This is a genomic window from Arthrobacter humicola, from assembly GCF_022803015.1.
In the GTDB taxonomy this organism is placed as follows: domain Bacteria; phylum Actinomycetota; class Actinomycetes; order Actinomycetales; family Micrococcaceae; genus Arthrobacter; species Arthrobacter humicola_A.
In genome coordinates, this window is the sequence record NZ_JAFKON010000006.1 from 90959 (window position 1) to 107812 (window position 16854).

The window sequence follows — 16854 nt, forward strand, 5'->3', positions numbered from 1 at the left end:
GGAATGACTGATCAGGACGGATCAGGAAGGGCGCCGGGTCAGAAGGGGTTCAGTACCGCTGGGGCGCCTGCGGGTTTGCTGCGAGTTCGGCCTCGACCTCGGCGTGGAACTTCTTCTCGACGAAGAAGGACAGGAACGGCACGACGCCGCCCAGGGCCATGACCACGAGCTTGGTGAACGGCCAGCGCATGAGCGACCACAGCCGGAAGTTGGAAATCAGGTACACGACGTACATCCAGCCGTGCACGATCAGGATCGTGATGGAGAGGTTGACGCCCCCGATCACCCCTGGCGGCTCGGCGTCGGCGAATCCGAGGCCGAACGGCTGGCCGGTGACGGCGTTGGTGCCGCCGGCGAAGAGGTACTGACCGAAGCCGTACCGGGCGATCAGTTCGGCGCAGAGCAGCAGCAGCATCGTGCCCGTCAGGTAGGCGAGCACCTTGTAGAACTTCAGGGCGGACCGGATTTGGGCCTCGGTGCCGCCGAAGCGGCGCTTCTTCCCGGCTTTCCCCGTGCCGTTGGTGGACTGCGGCTGGATGGCGGGCTGGGGCTCGATCATGATTGCACTCTCGGGTCTGTGGGTTGGGGGGCTGTGGGATGGGAGTCGGCGGGCGCTTGGGCCGTGTTGTGGTGGGCCGCGTGGCGGTCGGTTGGGGGCTCTTCCCCGGCCGTTTCCTCGTCGAGCGCGTCTTCGAGGTCGCGGCGGTAGTCGTCCTTGACGAGCCGCCACCAGATGAACAACGCGAAACCGGCGAAGACCACCCATTCCACGGAATAGAAGAGGTTGAGCCAGTTGACCTGCTGCGCGGGCGGCTGCGGGCCGATCCGGAGGGGTTTGACGTCGCCGCCTGCGGCCGCGGCCCCGACGTCGGTGCCGCCGGCCAGTTCGGTCGTCGCTGCGACAAAGCCCGGGTAGCTGCTGACGTTCCAGTCGTTGATGAGTTCGGCAACCGAGACGGCGCTGGCGCGGCCGGGTCCGGGATCCGTCCGCGGCAGCGGGGACTCGGACGGCAACAGCCGCCCGGTCAGTTCGATGGTGCCCGACGGCGGCGCCACGGCGTCCGCGGGATCCGCCACCCAGCCGCGTGCGACCGGAATCCAGGTCTGGGGTGTGGCCCCGCCGCCTTTCAGGGCCGGGGCATCCTTGACGGCGAAGGCCGATACGATCCAGTAGCCCTTCGCACCGTCATTGAGCCGGCCGGGGACGAGGACCTGCTTCTGGGGGTCGTAGCTGCCGGTGGCGGAGACCATCTGGTCAGCCACGGATCCGGGGAAGAACCCACCCGGCTGCAGGACCGAGGTGAGCTGCCGCGTTTGCTCCGTCGTGGTGGAGACCGGGGCTTCGGCCTGCGTTGAACGGCCGAATTGCCACTGGCTGAGCAGCACAAAGACCCCGGAAATGGCGATCGCGAACACGAGTCCTGCGATCCAGCGGGGTTTGAGGGCAGTTTTCAGCACCCCTTAAAGGTACTTCGTCCCTGTGTAGAACAGCGAAACGGGCCATCGTCAGTGGTCGAAGAACACCAGGCTGGAATTGATCAGTTCGGCGATCACTTCGGCGTCGTAGGCGCGGCGGAGCGATTCGCGGAAGGACTCTTTCGACAGTGAGCGTGCCAGCGTCGCGAGCACTTCGAGGTGATCGGAAAAGGAGCTCGCCGGGGTGGCGATGAGCAGAATCACTGTGGCCGGGCCGTCGGCCGCGCCGAAGTCCAGCGCCCTGCCGTACTTCGTGATGCCGACCGCGATGGATGTCTGTGACACGAGCTCGCTGCGGGCGTGCGGCAGGCCGACACCGCCGGGCAGGCCGGTGGCGAGCTGATGCTCCCGGGCATTGACCTGCTTGAGGAAGCCCACGAGATCGGAGATACGTCCGGCAGCATGCATGCGTTCCGCGAGCTGGGCAGTGGCGTCGAGCTTGTCCGTGGCGTCCATTTCAAGGATCACCATCTCGGGTGTGGTGAGCTCGGCGTCGTACCGGTCCAGTGGTTCCGCCAAGAGATGTCCCTTCGAAGTGGCGTCAGTGACGCCGGCCGGCAGTCCAATGACTAGCGTTGTAATCCTGCACTGCCGGCCGGCACTGAGTTTTAGCGCAGGGGCACAATGTCCTCCACGCCCAGCCGTGCGGCGTCGGCGGATTCGTCGTCCGGCTGCTGTTGGCTCAGGCGCTCGGCATCAACCCGGGCCAGATAGTGCTTGATTTCGCCCTCGCGCTGCGCATCACTCCAGCCGAGAACGTCTCCCATTAGTTTAGCGACTACCGGAGCGGCGGACACACCGCGGTCCCACGCTTCAATCGAAATCCGGGTGCGGCGGGTCAGGACGTCCTGGACATGCCGGGCGCCCTCGTGCGTGGCCGCGTAGACGGCTTCGGCAGCCAGGTAGTCGTCAGCGCCCGGCAACGGTTCGGCCAGTTCCGGGCTGTCAGCGATGAGCGCCAGCACCTCCGGCGTCATGGCGCCGTAGCGGTTGAGGAGGTGTTCGATCCGGGCAACGTGGACGCCGGTCTCCTCCGCCATCCGGTTCCGCTGGTTCCACGCGGCCTTGAAACCGCTCGCCCCCAGCAACGGGACGGATTCCGTGCAGCTGGCCGGGACACGCTCGTCCATGCTGCGCGTCGCCTCGTCGACCGCGTCCTTGGCCATGACCCGGTAGGTGGTCCATTTACCGCCCGCCACCACCACGAGACCCGGCACGGGGTGCGCCACCACGTGTTCGCGGGAGAGCTTCGCGGTGGAATCGCTTTCCCCGGCCAGCAGCGGCCGCAGCCCCGCGTAGACGCCCTCGACGTCCTCTCGGGTCAGCGGGCGCTTGAGGACCTTGTTGACGTGCTCGAGCAGGTAGTCGATGTCCTTGCTGGAGGCCGCGGGGTGGGCCTTGTCGAGGTGCCAGTCGGTGTCAGTGGTCCCGATGATCCAGTGCCTGCCCCAGGGGATCACGAAGAGCACGGATTTCTCGGTCCGCAGGATCAGCCCCACCGTGGACTGGATCCGGTCGCGGGGCACCACGAGGTGGATGCCCTTGGACGCCCGCACCTTGAGCTGCCCGCGGTCTGTCACCATGGCCTGGGTCTCGTCGGTCCAGACCCCGGTGGCGTTGATGACCTGTTTGGCCCGGATTTTAAAGCTGGAGCCGTCCTCATGGTTGACCACCTTGGCGCCGACCACGCGTTCGCCCTCGCGCACGAAGTCCACAACCGACATCTGGTTGACCGCGTGGGCGCCATAGTGCGCCGCGGTCCGCACGAGGTTGGCGACGTACTTGGCGTCGTCGACCTGGCCGTCGTAGTAGCGGATGGATCCGACGAAGGCGTCGTCCTTGAGGCTGGGGGCGGCGCGCAGGGTCCCTCGCCGGGACAGGTGTTTGTGGAAGGGGACGCCGCGGCTGTGCCCGCCGGTGATGGACATCGCGTCGTACAAGGCGATTCCGGCGCCGACGTAGGGCCGCTCCAGGAACGGTTTGTGGAGCGGGTACAGGAACGGGACCGGCCGGGCCAGGTGCGGCGCCAGGACGGAGAGAATGAGGCCGCGCTCGTGCAGTGCCTCTTTGACCAGGCCGAAGTCGAGCATTTCGAGGTACCGGAGGCCACCGTGGATGAGCTTCGAGGACCGCGACGACGTCCCCGCGGCCCAGTCGTTGGCCTCGACGATGCCCACACTGAGCCCTCGGGTCACGGCATCGAGGGCGGCGCCGGCACCCACGATGCCTCCGCCCACGATCAGGATGTCGAGCTCTTTGCCGGGAGCGGTGCTGCCCCTAAGCACAGTGATTGAAGCCTCGCGGGCCGCTGGCCCGAGGGCACCTCCGGCCTCGGCAGAACCGCCGGGAAAACTGTTCATGTCACGCCTCCATCCGGATCAAACCTCGTAGGGCACCAGACTACGTCCAAGTTTCCCGGATGGGCAGGGCCCTCAACGGCCCGCGCGCGGTTTCAGTTGCCGGCGTACGGCGAGACGACGACGTCGACGCGCTGGAATTCCTTCAGGTCCGAGTAGCCGGTGGTCGCCATTGAACGGCGCAGCGCGCCGACGAGGTTGGAGGTGCCGTTGGTGTGGTGGCCGGGCCCGAACAGGACCTCTTCGAGCGGCCCGACCGTTCCCACATTGACCCTGTCGCCGCGGGGCAGTTCGAGGTGGTGGGCTTCCTGGCCCCAGTGCCATCCCTTGCCGGGGGCTTCGTCGGCGCGGGCCAGGGCGCTGCCCAGCATCACGGCGTCGGCGCCCATGGCGATGGCTTTGACGATGTCGCCGGAGGATCCCATGCCGCCGTCGGCGATCACATGGACGTAGCGTCCGCCGGACTCGTCCATGTAGTCCCGGCGGGCCGCCGCGACGTCGGAGATCGCGGAGGCCATGGGCGAGTGGATGCCCAGGGCGCGGCGGGTCGTGGTGGTGGCTCCGCCGCCGAAGCCGACCAGCACGCCGGCGGCGCCGGTGCGCATCAAGTGCAGGGCCGGGGTGTAGCCGGCCGCCCCGCCGACGATCACGGGGACGTCGAGTTCGTAGATGAACTGCTTGAGGTTCAGCGGCTCGTGGTCCTTGGAGACGTGCTCGGCCGAGACAGTGGTCCCGCGGATGACGAAGATGTCGACGCCGGCGGCCACCACGGTCTTGTAGTGTTCCTGCGTGCGCTGCGGGGTCAGGGAGCCGGCCACCGTGACGCCTGCGGCGCGGATCTCGGCGAGGCGGGAGGTGATCAGCTCGGGCTGGATCGGCGCCTGGTAGAGCTCCTGCATGCGCCGGGTGACGGCCGGGCTGTTGGTCTCGTCAGCCAGGCCCGCGATTTCGTCCAGTACGGACTGCGGGTTCTCGTACCGGGTCCACAGGCCTTCGAGGTCGAGCACACCGAGTCCGCCGAGGCGGCCCAGGGCGATGACGGTCTCCGGCGACATGGCCGAATCCATCGGCGCCGCGATGACCGGCATGTCGAACTTGTAGGCATCGATCTGCCAGGAGACGGAGACGTCCTTGGGGTCACGGGTACGCCGGTTGGGGACGATCGCAATGTCATCCAGGGAGTAGGCACGACGCCCACGCTTGCCTCGGCCAATCTCAATCTCGTAAGTCACTGCTCTAGGTTATCCCAGCGGACGCGGGGCGCCGCTTCGGCGTACTGTGGCGTCATGCTTTGGCGTAACGGACAGCGTTGGATCTTCGACGGACACATTGCCGGGCTCGGCACGGGATCGGGCCTGCGCGCGGTGGTGGGCCTGTGGACGCAGTCCCCGTTCGGGTCCTTCACCGACGCGATGGTCCAGCTGCCCTCCGGCCACCGGATCCTGCTGGCACCGAGCGTCGAGGCCGCCGATTTCATCAGCGCGGTCTATAACTTCGACGAGACCTGCATCGTGCCCCTGGCTTCAGAGCATGGGGCGGGGCAGCTCGCCGTCGACGCCGGGCCGCTGCGGATCCGCGCCCGGCTCGGGTCCCGCACGCGGCTGGGCGCCGTGGCGCGGCTGGTCCCCCGGGCTCTGGCGGTGCATCCGCGCTGGCTGCGTGCGGTCAACCCCGTTGCGGGCAGAATCATCCCCGGCGTGCGCACTGCGGGCACGGCCAAGGGCGGCCGGCGGGAATACTACGGGGTCACCGACCTGCGCCGCATCGACTCCGCGACCGTCAGCTGGGACGGCGCCGACGCCGGCCCGCTCACCGCCGTCCGCCCCGCCGTCGGCTTCGGTTTCAGCAGCGTCCCGCCCGAACCCAGCCTGGCCCGGGTGCGGACGACAATCGAGGGCGCTCCGCTTACTCGCCGCTGACGTTCTCGGTGTCGGGGACGGTGAGCTGGGACTCGAACATCCGGAAGTACCGGCCGCGGCGCGCCACAAGTTCCCTGTGGGTGCCTTGTTCCACGATGCGGCCTTCCTCGAGCATGTAGACCACATCGGCCTTCTCGATCGTGGCCAGGCGGTGGCTGATGGCGATGATGGTGCTGCTGCGGTCAGCGAAGAGCCGCGTGAAGATCCGGTGTTCGGCCAGCGCGTCGATGGCCGACGTCGGCTCGTCCATCACCATGAACGATGCGCCGCGGTAGAAGTTCCGGGCCATCGCCAGCCGCTGCCACTGCCCGCCGGAAAGGCCGGAGCCCTTCCGCCCGCGCGGGTCCTCCATCCAGTTGCTGACGTGGTTGTCCAGTCCGTTGGGCAGTTTGTTGATGAATTCGAGGGCCTCGGCATCCGCGGCGGAGCGCCGGACCCGTCCGTCGTCGCGGGGCGAATCGACGTCGCCGAAGAAGATGTTTTCCGCCGCGGTGGCGAATTCATACTTCAGGAACTCCTGGCTGAGCACCGCCAGGTGCCGGTGCCAGGAGGTGACGTCGACGGCGGCGAGGTCCACGCCGTCGAGCATCACCTGCCCGGAGTCGGGACGGTACAGCCCGGCCAGGATACGGATCAGGGTGGACTTGCCGGCCCCGTTCTCCCCCACGATCGCGATGTGCTGGCCCTGCCTGATGGTCATCGAAATGCCGCGGATCACCTCCAGTTCGCTGCCGGTGTACGTGAAGCGGATGTCCCGCAGTTCCACCGTCTTCGGCGCCTGCAGCAGCGGCGGGGCGTGGCCGGACGGCACGGGCAGGGCCATGAAGAGTTCGTAGTCCGTGAGGTTCGCCAGGTCCTCGTCGATCGAGCTCAGTGAGGAGACGAGGCTGTTGGCGGTCGAGAGGGCGCGGCTGACAATCTGCTGGACATAGAGGAACTGCCCCACCGGCTGGGCCCGGGCGATGATCTGGCCCACCACCCAGATCAGCGAGACCACCTCGGCGCCGTACTGCAGGGCATCGGCCGCGAGCTGTTTGGGGATGTAGCGCTTCTGGAAGTCCAGCCGGCGCTTTTCATCGGCGTCCCGCAGCCGGGAGCGCAGGCCCATCAGGTAGCCGACAATCCCGTAAAGCCGCATCTCGGCGATGTGCTGCGGTCGCAGGAGGTTGGTTTCGATCATCCTGCGCTGCCGGCGCGAATCGACCTGGGTGTTCCAGTGCGCGATCTGTTCGCGGGAGAGCTTGAACTGCAGGTAGACGCTGGGGACGATCGCAACCAGGACGATCACGGCGATCCACCAGCTGACCAGCAGCAGCGCGCCGATCGCCAGCAGCACGGAGACGAGCTGGGTGAAAATGGCGGCGATCCGGTCCAGGACGCGGGCGTAGGAGTCGGAGAAACGCTTCGCCCGGTCGTACAGGTCCACGGTTTCTTTGTCGTCGTAGCGCCAGAAGTCCAGGGTCAGGAAGCGCTCGTACATCAGGTCACCGACGATCGCGCCGACCCGGAAACTCATGAGCTGCTGGATGTAGCGGTCCACGCTGCTGAACGATCCCCAGAAGAGCCCGAGTGCCGCGGTGATGATGACGTACACGACGGCCTGCGCGCCGGCGTCGGCGTCGCCCGCGTAGGCGGCGGCCAGCGCCGTGGTGGTCAGGGCGGCGAAGTACGTCGTGACCAGCGGCAGCAGTGCCGAGATCAGCGAGCCCAGGACCTTCATGACGACGGCGGCGGGCGAGGCCCGGAAGCTCACCCGCAGCACTTGTGCCACGGCGCGGGCGTAGGGCTTGAGCGCGAGCTTGCGTTTGGGCGCGCGTGCCGGCAGGAGTTCGGACATGCCTCCAGCCTAGTTCCGGGACCCGGAGCCGGGGCGTGAGCGGCACCGCCGCCGGGAATCGGGGCGCCCTTAAACCGGGTGGGCCCGCCGAAACCATGGTTTCGGCGGGCCCACCCGGCGGGTCTTAGCGGGACCCGTAGTTCGGGGCCTCGACCGTCATCTGGATGTCGTGCGGGTGCGACTCCTTGAGCCCGGCCGCGGTGATGCGGACGAACTTGCCGCGCGCCTTCAGCTCGGCCACGGTCGGGGCGCCGGTGTAGAACATGGTCTGGCGGAGCCCGCCGACCAGCTGGTACGCCACCGACGACAGCGGACCGCGGTACGCGACCCGGCCCTCGATGCCTTCCGGGATGAGCTTGTCATCGCCGGAGACGTCGGCCTGGAAGTAGCGGTCCTTGGAGTAGGAGGTGTTCTTGCCGCGGGTCTGCATGGCGCCTAGGGAGCCCATGCCGCGGTAGCTCTTGAACTGCTTGCCGTTGACGAAAATCAGGTCGCCCGGGGATTCGTCGCAACCGGCCAGGAGCGAACCGAGCATCACGGTGTCGGCGCCGGCGACGAGCGCCTTGCCGATGTCACCGGAGTACTGCAGGCCGCCGTCGGCGATCAGCGGCACGCCGGCCGGGATGGCGGCCTTCGCGGACTCATAAATGGCCGTGATCTGCGGGACGCCGACGCCGGCCACCACACGGGTGGTGCAGATGGACCCGGGACCGACGCCAACCTTGATGCCGTCGGCACCGGCGTCGATCAGGGCCTGGGCGCCTTCGCGGGTGGCGGCCTGGCCGCCGATGATGTCCACGTGCGCGGCAACGGGATCGGACTTGAGCCGGCGGATCATTTCCAGCACACCCTGGGAGTGGCCGTTCGCGGTGTCCACGAAGAGGGCATCCACACCGGCGTCGATCAGCGCCATGGCGCGTTCCCAGCCGTCGCCGAAGAAGCCGATCGCCGCGCCGACGCGCAGGCGGCCTTCGTCGTCCTTGGTGGCGAGCGGGTACTGCTCGGCCTTGGTGAAGTCCTTCGTGGTGATCAGGCCCTTGAGCCGGCCCTGCTCGTCAACGAGCGGGAGCTTCTCGATCTTGTTCGTGGCCAGCTTGTGCGAGGCTTCCTCGCGGCTGATGCCGACGTGTCCGGTCACGAGCGGCATCTTGGTCATGACATCGCTGACCAGCCGCAGCGGGAAGTCGGATTCGGGCACGAAGCGGGTGTCGCGGTTGGTGACGATGCCCAGCAGCCTGTTGCCCTCGTCCACGACCGGCAGGCCGGAGACACGGTAGCGTGCGCAGATTTCGTCCAGCTCGGCCAGCGTGGCCTCGGGGCCGATGGTCAGGGGGTTGGTGATCATGCCGGATTCGCTGCGCTTGACCCGGTCCACCTGGTCGGCCTGGTCGGCGATGGAGAGGTTGCGGTGCACGACGCCAAGACCGCCCTGGCGGGCCATGGCGATGGCCATCCGGGACTCCGTGACTGTGTCCATCGCGGCGGAGAGCAGCGGCGTCTGGACCGTGATGCGCTTGGAGATCCGGGACGACGTGTCCGCTTCCGAAGGGATCACGTCGGTGTGGCCGGGCAGGAGCAGGACGTCGTCGTACGTCAGGCCGATGAAGCCGAAGGGATCGTGTTCGGGCTGGGTCATGAGTGCGCCTCTTACCTTGGGTTACGGGGTCACGGGTAGGGGTTGCAACAGATGACCAGCCCGTCATTACGGGTCTGGCCTGTGCAGAAGGTCATGCAGAAGGTTCGTGCAGATGATTCGTGCAGAAGTCCTCAATAAATAGTAGAACCTTGGCGGCGATAGCCATATTCCGGGCGGTAATGTCCGGTTTCAATGTGAGCCGCCCCATGCCCGCACGGCTCCCCCGGCCGGCCGGGCCTGCTTCCGGGCCGGTGGGCGCCGGACGGTGGGCGCAGGCCTACTTCCAGCCGGTGGCGGCGAGCAGCCGCTGTTCGAACATGGGGATCATGGTCTGGACGTACGTCTTGGTCAGGTGGTTGTCGTCCTTGTACACGTACACGTTGCCGACCACCGCGGGGCATGTTCCGTTGGCGCAGATGAAATCGCTCATGTCCATGAGGTGCAGCCTGGGCACCTGGCCGCGGTACGCGTCCAGCGGCGAGGACCCCGCGAGCGATTCCTGCTCCGGCACGTTGCACTCCGAGGCATCCGGGCCGTACTTCTGGACGCACTCGGGCATATTGATGGTGAAGCGGGGGTTGTCGCGGATGCCCACCACGTCCATGCCGGCGTCGGTGAAGGGCTTGATGCCCGCCAGGTACTCAGGCACTTCGGTCTCGAACGGCGCTTCCTTGTGGGTCAGGGAAGCAACCGTGAAAACGGCGTCGGGGCGGTGGTCCAGGACGTACTGCGCGCTGGCCCGGTTGAAGGCGTTGCAGTCCGCGTCCCGCTCCGGGGACTCCCCGCCGAAGCGGCAGTTGCCCTTCAGGAGCGTGACAACTTCCCAGCCGTGGCTTTTCGCGATGGGGCCCAGCGCCGCCATGTACTGCTGGGCATGGGAGTCACCGAGCACCACGATCCGTTTGGTGACCTTGTCCGGCTTGTTGTTCTGCAGGCACCCCTGAAGCAGGGGGTCGCTGGGGACGTTGGCGTCCGTGCACAGCCCGTCGATGTCCGCCCACTCGTTCTTCATCGCCGCCGGCGCGGGGATGATCTTGGCTTCCGGCGTGGGCTTGCCGGCGTTTTCCGGTGCCAGGGCGGCCGCGCCGGGGGTCAGTTCCTTGGGCTGGGACGCCGCCTCGGCTTCGTCGGCCAGGAGCTGGCTCTGCCACACGGCGACGGGACCCGCCAGCAGGGCACCACAGGCGGCGATCACGACGGCGGTCCGCCAGGCGCGGCGCTTGGGCCAGTGCCATTCGCGCAGCGGCTTCTCGACGAAGCGGGTGGTGAGCACGGCCAGGACGAGGGACGCGGCAACGATGCACAGCCCCTGGAACAGGTTGGGCGCCGTGATGCCCGCCCCGGCGAGGGCCAGGACCAGCAGCGGCCAGTGCCAGAGGTAGAGCGCGTAGGAGTTATCCCCCAGCGCCACCAGGGGTTTCCAGGTCAGGAAGCGGTCAACCCCGAAGCGGCTGCCGCTTTGACCGGCGGTGATGATCGCGGCGGCGGCCAGCGTGGGCCACAGCGCGATGAATCCGGGGAACGAACGGTCCACGGTCAGCAGGAGCCCGCAGGAGAGCATGGCCACGAGGCCGGCCCAGCCGAGCACGACGCGCAGGACCGTGCCCGGTTTCAGGTACGGCAGGGCGAGGGCAAGGAGCGAGCCGAGCGCGAACTCCCAGAGCCGAGCGCCGGTATCGAAGTAGGCGTGGGCCTGGTTCGTTGCGGTCTGCTGGATCGAGTAGGCCAGGGACACGGCGAAGATGGCGCCGAAGGCCGCGGCCAGCAGGGAGCGGTAACGCAGCAGGACGTGGTCCTGGCCGGTCCGGCGGCGGAGCAGGCGGGAAAGAAGTGCGGTGCCGGCAAAAACGAGCGGCCAGAGCACGAACACCTGGCCCTGGATCGAGAGTGACCAGAAGTGCTGGAGCGGGCTCGCGCCCGAATGGTCCTGGGCGTAGTAGTCCACGGCGCTGTCCGCCAGGAGCCAGTTCTGCCGGTACAGCAGGGAGGCCCAGGCCTGTTCAAGGACGTCGGGCCAGCGGCTTTGCGGCAGGACGGCCCAGGTTCCGGCGAGGACGCCGAGAACCACCACGACGACGGCGGGCAGCAGGCGCTTGAGCAGATGCAGCCAGTGGCTGAGCAGCCGCAGCGGCGCGCCGCTTTCGACTTTCCGCGTGAAGCTAAGTGTCATCAGGAAGGCTGAAATGAGGAGGAAGATGTCCACGCCGCCGGAGACCCGGCCCAGCCACACGTGGTACGTGACCACCATGAGGACCGCGAGGGCGCGAAGGCCCTGGACTTCGGGGCGGTAGCTTGTTTTTCGGGTCGCCGGAGAACCTGCATCCGCCCGTGGCGGGGTAACGGTGGTTCGCTCGTTCGACACAAAGATCCCTTCAGGCCGGTTTCCAAAACATCAATGTTACCGAAACGTAATTTTCTTGGCCAATCACACGGGCCCGGCGGTGTCCTTCACCCGCCTGGCCGGCGGCGCCCCCAGGAGGCCGGCGGCGCCGTCGGCCGCGGGGCGGAAGCTAGGCTGGTAGGAGTCTGAGGAGGCCGCCAAGTGATCGTGCAGGTGCGCATTTGTGTTCCGGGTGAATTGTCCGGAGTTGTTCTCGAAAGTTGTACAAACCACGTCGGAGTCTCGGAAGTGGCGCTCGCGAAGGCCTCTTCCGTCACGCCGCCCGGGGACGTCATCGAGGTCTTGCTGGCCCGGGAATCCGTGGAGGGGCTCGTGGAGAAGCTGCACGCCCTCGATGTCCAGCAGCGGGGATCGATTACGGTCATCGCACCGGACCTTGTGCTCTCGGACCGCGCCGACAAGGCGGAGGCCGAGGCTCCAGGTGAGGGCGCGGACGCCGTGATCTGGGACGAGGTCTCGCGGCAGACCGGCGAGGATTCGCGCCTGACGTGGAGTTTCCTGGCGTTCCTGGTCCTGGCGACCCAGCTGGCGGCCATCGGCATCGTGACGGACTCCACCATTGCGATTGTCGGTGCCATGGCCGTGGGCCCGGAGTTCGGCCCGCTGGCTGCCCTGGCCGTGGCCCTGGTCCGGCGCCAGCGGCGGCTTGGCCGTGACGCGGCTCTGGCCCTCGGCGTTGGTTTTCCCGTCGCGATGCTGGCCGCCGCGCTGACCGCGTGGCTCTCCGTGCCACTCGGGCTGTTCCCCGCGGACGCGCTGGACCACGGTTCAGCAGTTGAATTCATCTACCACCCCGGCCCCTATTCCCTGATCGTCGCCGTCCTCGCCGGGACAGCCGGGATGCTGTCGGTCATCAGCCGGCGCTCGGCGGCGCTGATCGGGGTGTTCATCTCCGTCACCACGGTGCCGGCAGCCGGGTTCGTGGCCGTGGCACTGGTCCTGGGCGAGTACCAGAAGGCAGCCGGCTCCGCCCTGCAGCTTTTCCTGAACCTGGTCGGAATCGTCGTGGCCGCCGTCGGCGTCCTGCTGTTCTACCGGCTGGTGACCAGGCGGCTGGCACCGGACACCGCCCGCCAGCTGCGGCGCAGGGCGGACCGCTCCCAGCACTGACCCACGGGCGCCGCAGGTGCCCGCGACGGCCGGCAGTTCCGGGGCCGTCGGGCTTAGGGGCCCCGGGCCGTGGGGCCTAGGGGCCGGGGACCGTCGGGCCTAGGGGCCCCGGGACAGTCAGGCTTAGGGGCCCCATCCGGTCGCGGCGAGGAGCCTCTCGCTGAACATGGGGGCCATGCTGGCCGCATAGCTCCGGCTGAGGTGGTTGTTGTCCAGGTAGACGTAGGTGTTGCCGACCGCGCCCGGGCATTCCGTGCCGGTGCAGATCAGGTCAGTCATGTCAACGAACGCGACGCCCGGCAGCTTGGCCTCCAGCGCGGCCAAGGGATTCGTTGCCGCAAGGAGGCCCTGCTCGCGCGGCCTGCAGTCCGGCGCGTCGGCACCCTTGGTCGCTACGCACTCTGCCATGTTGAAGGTAAAGCGTGGATTGTCCCGGAGGGCCACGACCTTGATGCCCTCGTCCGTCCAAGCCTTCGCAGTGGCTTCGAAGCCCGGGATCACGGTCTCCTGTGGCGACGACGGCGCCGCCTCAGTGCCCACGATGATGATGGCGTCCGGCGGGTTGTTCTTCACTTCCGACGCGACGGCCGCATTGAAATTGTCGCAATCCGCCGAGACGTGCTGCGGCGTTATGTTGGGTTTGCAGGCACCCTTGAGCATGGCGTAGAGCCGCCAGCCCTTCTCATCGCTGAGGGGAGCAATCGAGCCCAGCCATTGCTGTGCGTGGGAATCCCCGATCACGAGGACCTTTTTCGGTCCGGTGTCGGATTGGTTGTTCTGGAAACAGTCCTTCTGAAGGACCGGGTCCTGCGGCTGCAGGTCACCGGAGCAAGAATTCGGGAGGCTGGCCCAGTCCTGCGGCAGCGTCTGCGGGGTGGGGAGCAGGACGGCGTTCGCGTCGGCCTGGTCCACAAAGCCCGGCGTCAGCGCCAAGGCGCCCGGGTTGTTCTTCGGGGCTTGGGCCAGGACTGCTTCGCTTTCAAGGTGCTGCTGGATCTGAATCCCGGTCAGCGGCACGGCGGCGGTGACCACGGCCACGCCGATGGCCACGAGGGCGCGGCGCCGCCGCAGCTCCGGCCACTGCCACTCACGCCAGGGCTTCTCAATGAAGCGGGTGGTGAGGTAGGCGAGCACCAGTGAAACAGTGACGATGACGGCGCCTGTGATCAGACCAGCCTTTTCCCTGTGCATCACGGCAAGGGCGATGACCAGAACCGGCCAGTGCCACAGGTACAGGGCATACGAAATGTCGCCCAGCCGGACCAAGGGCTTGGAACTCAGGATGCGGTCGACGCCCAGCTTGCTGCCCGACTGCCCGGCTGCGATGACACAGGCGGCCGCCAGGGTGGGCCAGAGCGCCACGAACCCGGGGAAGGAAGCCTGGACGTTGAGCAGGAGGCCACAACTGAGCATGGCGACAATGCCCAGCCAGCCAAGCCCGACCCGCCAGGCCCGCGGAAGCCGCAGGGCAGGAAGGGCCAAAGCCACGAGCGTGCCCAGGGCAAACTCCCACAGCCGGGCCCAAGTGTCGAAGTACGCCTCCGTTTGGCTCGCCTGCGTGAAGACGATCGAGTAGAGCAGCGAAACAACGAAGATCACGGCGAAGACGTAGCACAGCAGCACGCGGTAGCGGAGCCTGAAGCGCTTGGCGGCGACCGCGGCCCCCACAAAAATGAGCGGCCACAGGATAAAGACCTGGCCCTGGATCGAAAGGGACCAGAAATGCTGGAAGGGGCTGGCCTGGCTGTGGTCCGCGGCGTAGTAGTTCGTCGCCTGGGTCTGCAGGAGCCAGTTCTCGGCATAGCCCAGCGAGGCCCAGCCCTGGTTGATGATTTCCATCCACCGGGTCCGGGGCAGGAAGAGGACCGTTGCGGCAAGGATGGCCACCAGGACGGTGACGGCGGCCGGGACGAGGCGCCGGAACAGGTGCAGCCAGTGTTTGATGAGGGCCATGGACCGGCCCTGCTCGTAGCGGCCCACGAACTGCAGCGTCATGAGGAAGGCCGAGATCAGCAGGAAAACGTCCACGCCGCCGGACACCCGGCCCAGCCAGATGTGATAGGTCATGACCATCAGCACAGCGAGGGACCGGAGTCCCTGGATTTCGGGCCTGAAGGTGGATTTTCGGCCGGACTTGGCTGCGGGATCGTGCCCCGCCGCGGCATTCTGCCGGGCAGGCCGGGGCAAGGTTCCTTGCTGTGTCATAGAACTACCCCTCAACCAGATAACCAAAGCCTCCATGTTACCAAAACGTAATTTTGATGGCCAATCGCCACGGCGGCCACTGATCCCCATTGAGGCATGCCAACGTGGGAGTTTCCAGTGAACCCGCGACGCTGGAGCGGCACCTGACGGGTTAACTCTGCCAGAATCACGGCAACTTGCGGCCACGAACACGGCAGAACGGCAGCAGTGAATCGACAGAAAAAGGGACGGCCCGGCAGATGCCGGACCGTCCCCTGCGGGCAGAGCCTAGTGCTTGTGCCCTGCGTGCTCGTCTTCGTCAGCCGGCTTCTCCACCACGAGGGTTTCCGTGGTGAGGACCAGCGCCGCGATGGAGGCCGCGTTGCGCAGAGCCGCACGCGTCACCTTCACGGGGTCGATCACGCCGGCGGCGATCAGGTCTTCGTATTCGCCGGACTTGGCGTTGAAGCCCTGGTTCACGGCGGATTCGGCGACCTTGGCAACGACGACATAGCCGTCGAAGCCGGCGTTCTGGGCGATCCAGCGCAGCGGCTGGGTCAGGGCGCGGCGGACAATGCCGACGGCGGCAGCCGCGTCACCTTCGAGGGCCTGAACGGCGGGGTCCTCGTCGAGCGCCTTCAGCGCGTGGATGAGGGCGGAGCCGCCGCCGGCCACAATGCCCTCTTCGAGGGCAGCGCGGGTGGAGGACACGGCGTCCTCGATGCGGTGCTTCTTTTCCTTCAGCTCAACCTCGGTGGCAGCGCCAACCTTGATCACGCCGATGCCGCCGGCCAGCTTGGCCAGGCGTTCCTGCAGCTTTTCCTTGTCCCAGTCCGAATCGGTCCGGGTCAGCTCGGCGCGCAGCTGGGCAACACGGGCGGCGACGTCCTCGGCCGAACCGGCGCCGTCGACAATCGTGGTGTTGTCCTTGGTGACCGTGATGCGGCGTGCGGTGCCGAGCACCTCAAGGCCAACGGTGTCCAGGCTCAGGCCCAGCTCCGCGGAGACAACCTGCGCACCGGTGAGGGTCGCGATGTCCTGCAGCATGGCCTTGCGGCGGTCACCGAAGCCCGGCGCCTTGACGGCGACGACGTTCAGCGTGCCGCGGATGCGGTTGACGATCAGCGTGGACAGGGCCTCGCCCTCGACGTCTTCGGCGATGATAAAGAGCGGCTTGGAGCTCTGCAGCGCCTTTTCCAGCAGCGGCAGGAAGTCCTGCACCGAGGAGATCTTGCCCTGGTTGATCAGGATCAGGGCGTCCTCGAGGACGGCCTCCTGGCGTTCCGCGTCAGTGACGAAGTACGGGGACAGGTAGCCCTTGTCGAACTGCATGCCCTCGGTCAGGACCAGCTCGGTCTGCGTGGTGGAGGACTCCTCGATGGTGATCACACCATCCTTGCCGACCTTGCCGAACGCCTCGGCCAGGAGCTCGCCGACCTCGTCGCTCTGGGCGGAGATTGCGGCCACGTTGGCAACCTGCGTGCCTTCAACCGGGCGCGCGTTCTCCAGCAGGCGGGCGGCAACGGCCTCGACCGAAACCTCGATGCCGCGCTTGATTTCGCCCGGTGCGGCGCCTGCCGCTACGTTGCGCAGGCCTTCCTTGACCAGGGCCTGGGCCAGAACGGTGGCGGTGGTGGTGCCGTCGCCGGCAACATCGTTGGTCTTGGTGGCGACCTCCTTGGCAAGCTGCGCGCCAAGGTTCTCGTAGGGGTCGTCCAGCTCGACTTCACGGGCGATGGTCACACCATCGTTGGTGATCGTGGGGGCGCCCCACTTCTTGTCCAGTACGACGTTGCGGCCGCGCGGGCCCAGCGTGACCTTGACGGTGTTGGCGAGCTTATCGATGCCGGCTTCAAGCGACCGGCGGGCAGCGTCGTTAAACGCAAGCTGCTTTGCCATGGTTTTGTCCTTTCAAGACAGAACCCCGCGCAACT

At 67.3% G+C, this 16854-nt stretch carries 12 protein-coding genes; 2 read left to right on the forward strand and 10 right to left on the reverse strand.

What is annotated here, in order from left to right; translation table 11 throughout:
- Window positions 1–49 precede the first annotated feature (49 nt).
- The 5 genes from ARTB_RS13210 to ARTB_RS13230 all read right to left on the reverse strand — a co-directional run bounded on the left by ARTB_RS13210 (window position 50) and on the right by ARTB_RS13230 (window position 5065).
- The gene (locus ARTB_RS13210) at window positions 50–559 is read right to left on the reverse strand and encodes a DUF3817 domain-containing protein (protein WP_243181026.1); all 510 of its coding nucleotides are present in this window, start codon (window positions 557–559) and stop codon (window positions 50–52) included.
- Entirely contained in the window at window positions 556–1458 is a 903-nt protein-coding gene (locus tag ARTB_RS13215; protein ID WP_243181028.1) for an SURF1 family protein, read from the reverse strand. Before ARTB_RS13215 ends, ARTB_RS13210 begins: the two co-directional genes overlap by 4 nt.
- A gap of 48 nt (window positions 1459–1506) precedes the next feature.
- Entirely contained in the window at window positions 1507–1995 is a 489-nt protein-coding gene (locus ARTB_RS13220; RefSeq protein WP_243181030.1) for a PTS sugar transporter subunit IIA, read from the reverse strand.
- An 89-nt stretch (window positions 1996–2084) separates the two neighbouring features.
- Window positions 2085–3836 (reverse strand): glycerol-3-phosphate dehydrogenase/oxidase, encoded by a 1752-nt coding sequence (locus ARTB_RS13225; protein WP_028275740.1) that lies wholly within the window; start codon window positions 3834–3836, stop codon window positions 2085–2087.
- A 92-nt stretch (window positions 3837–3928) separates the two neighbouring features.
- Window positions 3929–5065, reverse strand: a complete 1137-nt coding sequence (locus ARTB_RS13230) for a GuaB3 family IMP dehydrogenase-related protein (protein WP_230007196.1) — start codon at window positions 5063–5065, stop codon at window positions 3929–3931.
- A 54-nt stretch (window positions 5066–5119) separates the two neighbouring features.
- Between ARTB_RS13230 and ARTB_RS13235 the strand changes: the two genes are divergently transcribed.
- The gene (locus ARTB_RS13235; protein ID WP_243181033.1) at window positions 5120–5752 is read left to right on the forward strand and encodes a hypothetical protein; all 633 of its coding nucleotides are present in this window, start codon (window positions 5120–5122) and stop codon (window positions 5750–5752) included.
- Here ARTB_RS13235 and ARTB_RS13240 read toward each other — a convergent pair.
- From ARTB_RS13240 to ARTB_RS13250, 3 genes are all read right to left on the reverse strand, one after another.
- Window positions 5739–7589 (reverse strand): ABC transporter ATP-binding protein, encoded by a 1851-nt coding sequence (locus ARTB_RS13240; protein WP_028275742.1) that lies wholly within the window; start codon window positions 7587–7589, stop codon window positions 5739–5741. The two genes, ARTB_RS13235 and ARTB_RS13240, sit on opposite strands and share 14 nt — an antisense overlap.
- Window positions 7590–7713: 124 nt before the next feature.
- The gene (gene guaB, locus ARTB_RS13245; protein WP_018773740.1) at window positions 7714–9225 is read right to left on the reverse strand and encodes an IMP dehydrogenase; all 1512 of its coding nucleotides are present in this window, start codon (window positions 9223–9225) and stop codon (window positions 7714–7716) included.
- A 277-nt stretch (window positions 9226–9502) separates the two neighbouring features.
- A complete protein-coding gene (locus ARTB_RS13250; protein WP_243181035.1) occupies window positions 9503–11587 on the reverse strand; it encodes an acyltransferase family protein in 2085 nt (694 codons plus the stop codon).
- A 267-nt stretch (window positions 11588–11854) separates the two neighbouring features.
- Between ARTB_RS13250 and ARTB_RS13255 the strand changes: the two genes are divergently transcribed.
- Window positions 11855–12736: a DUF389 domain-containing protein gene (locus ARTB_RS13255; protein WP_243181036.1), complete on the forward strand. Its 882-nt coding sequence runs from the start codon at window positions 11855–11857 to the stop codon at window positions 12734–12736.
- A 123-nt stretch (window positions 12737–12859) separates the two neighbouring features.
- On the opposite strand, the gene ARTB_RS13260 is transcribed toward ARTB_RS13255, so the two are convergent.
- A complete protein-coding gene (locus ARTB_RS13260) occupies window positions 12860–14941 on the reverse strand; it encodes an acyltransferase family protein (RefSeq protein ID WP_243181037.1) in 2082 nt (693 codons plus the stop codon).
- Between the two features lie 267 nt (window positions 14942–15208).
- A complete protein-coding gene (gene groL / locus ARTB_RS13265) occupies window positions 15209–16819 on the reverse strand; it encodes a chaperonin GroEL (RefSeq protein ID WP_028275746.1) in 1611 nt (536 codons plus the stop codon).
- Between the last annotated feature and the right edge of the window lie 35 nt (window positions 16820–16854).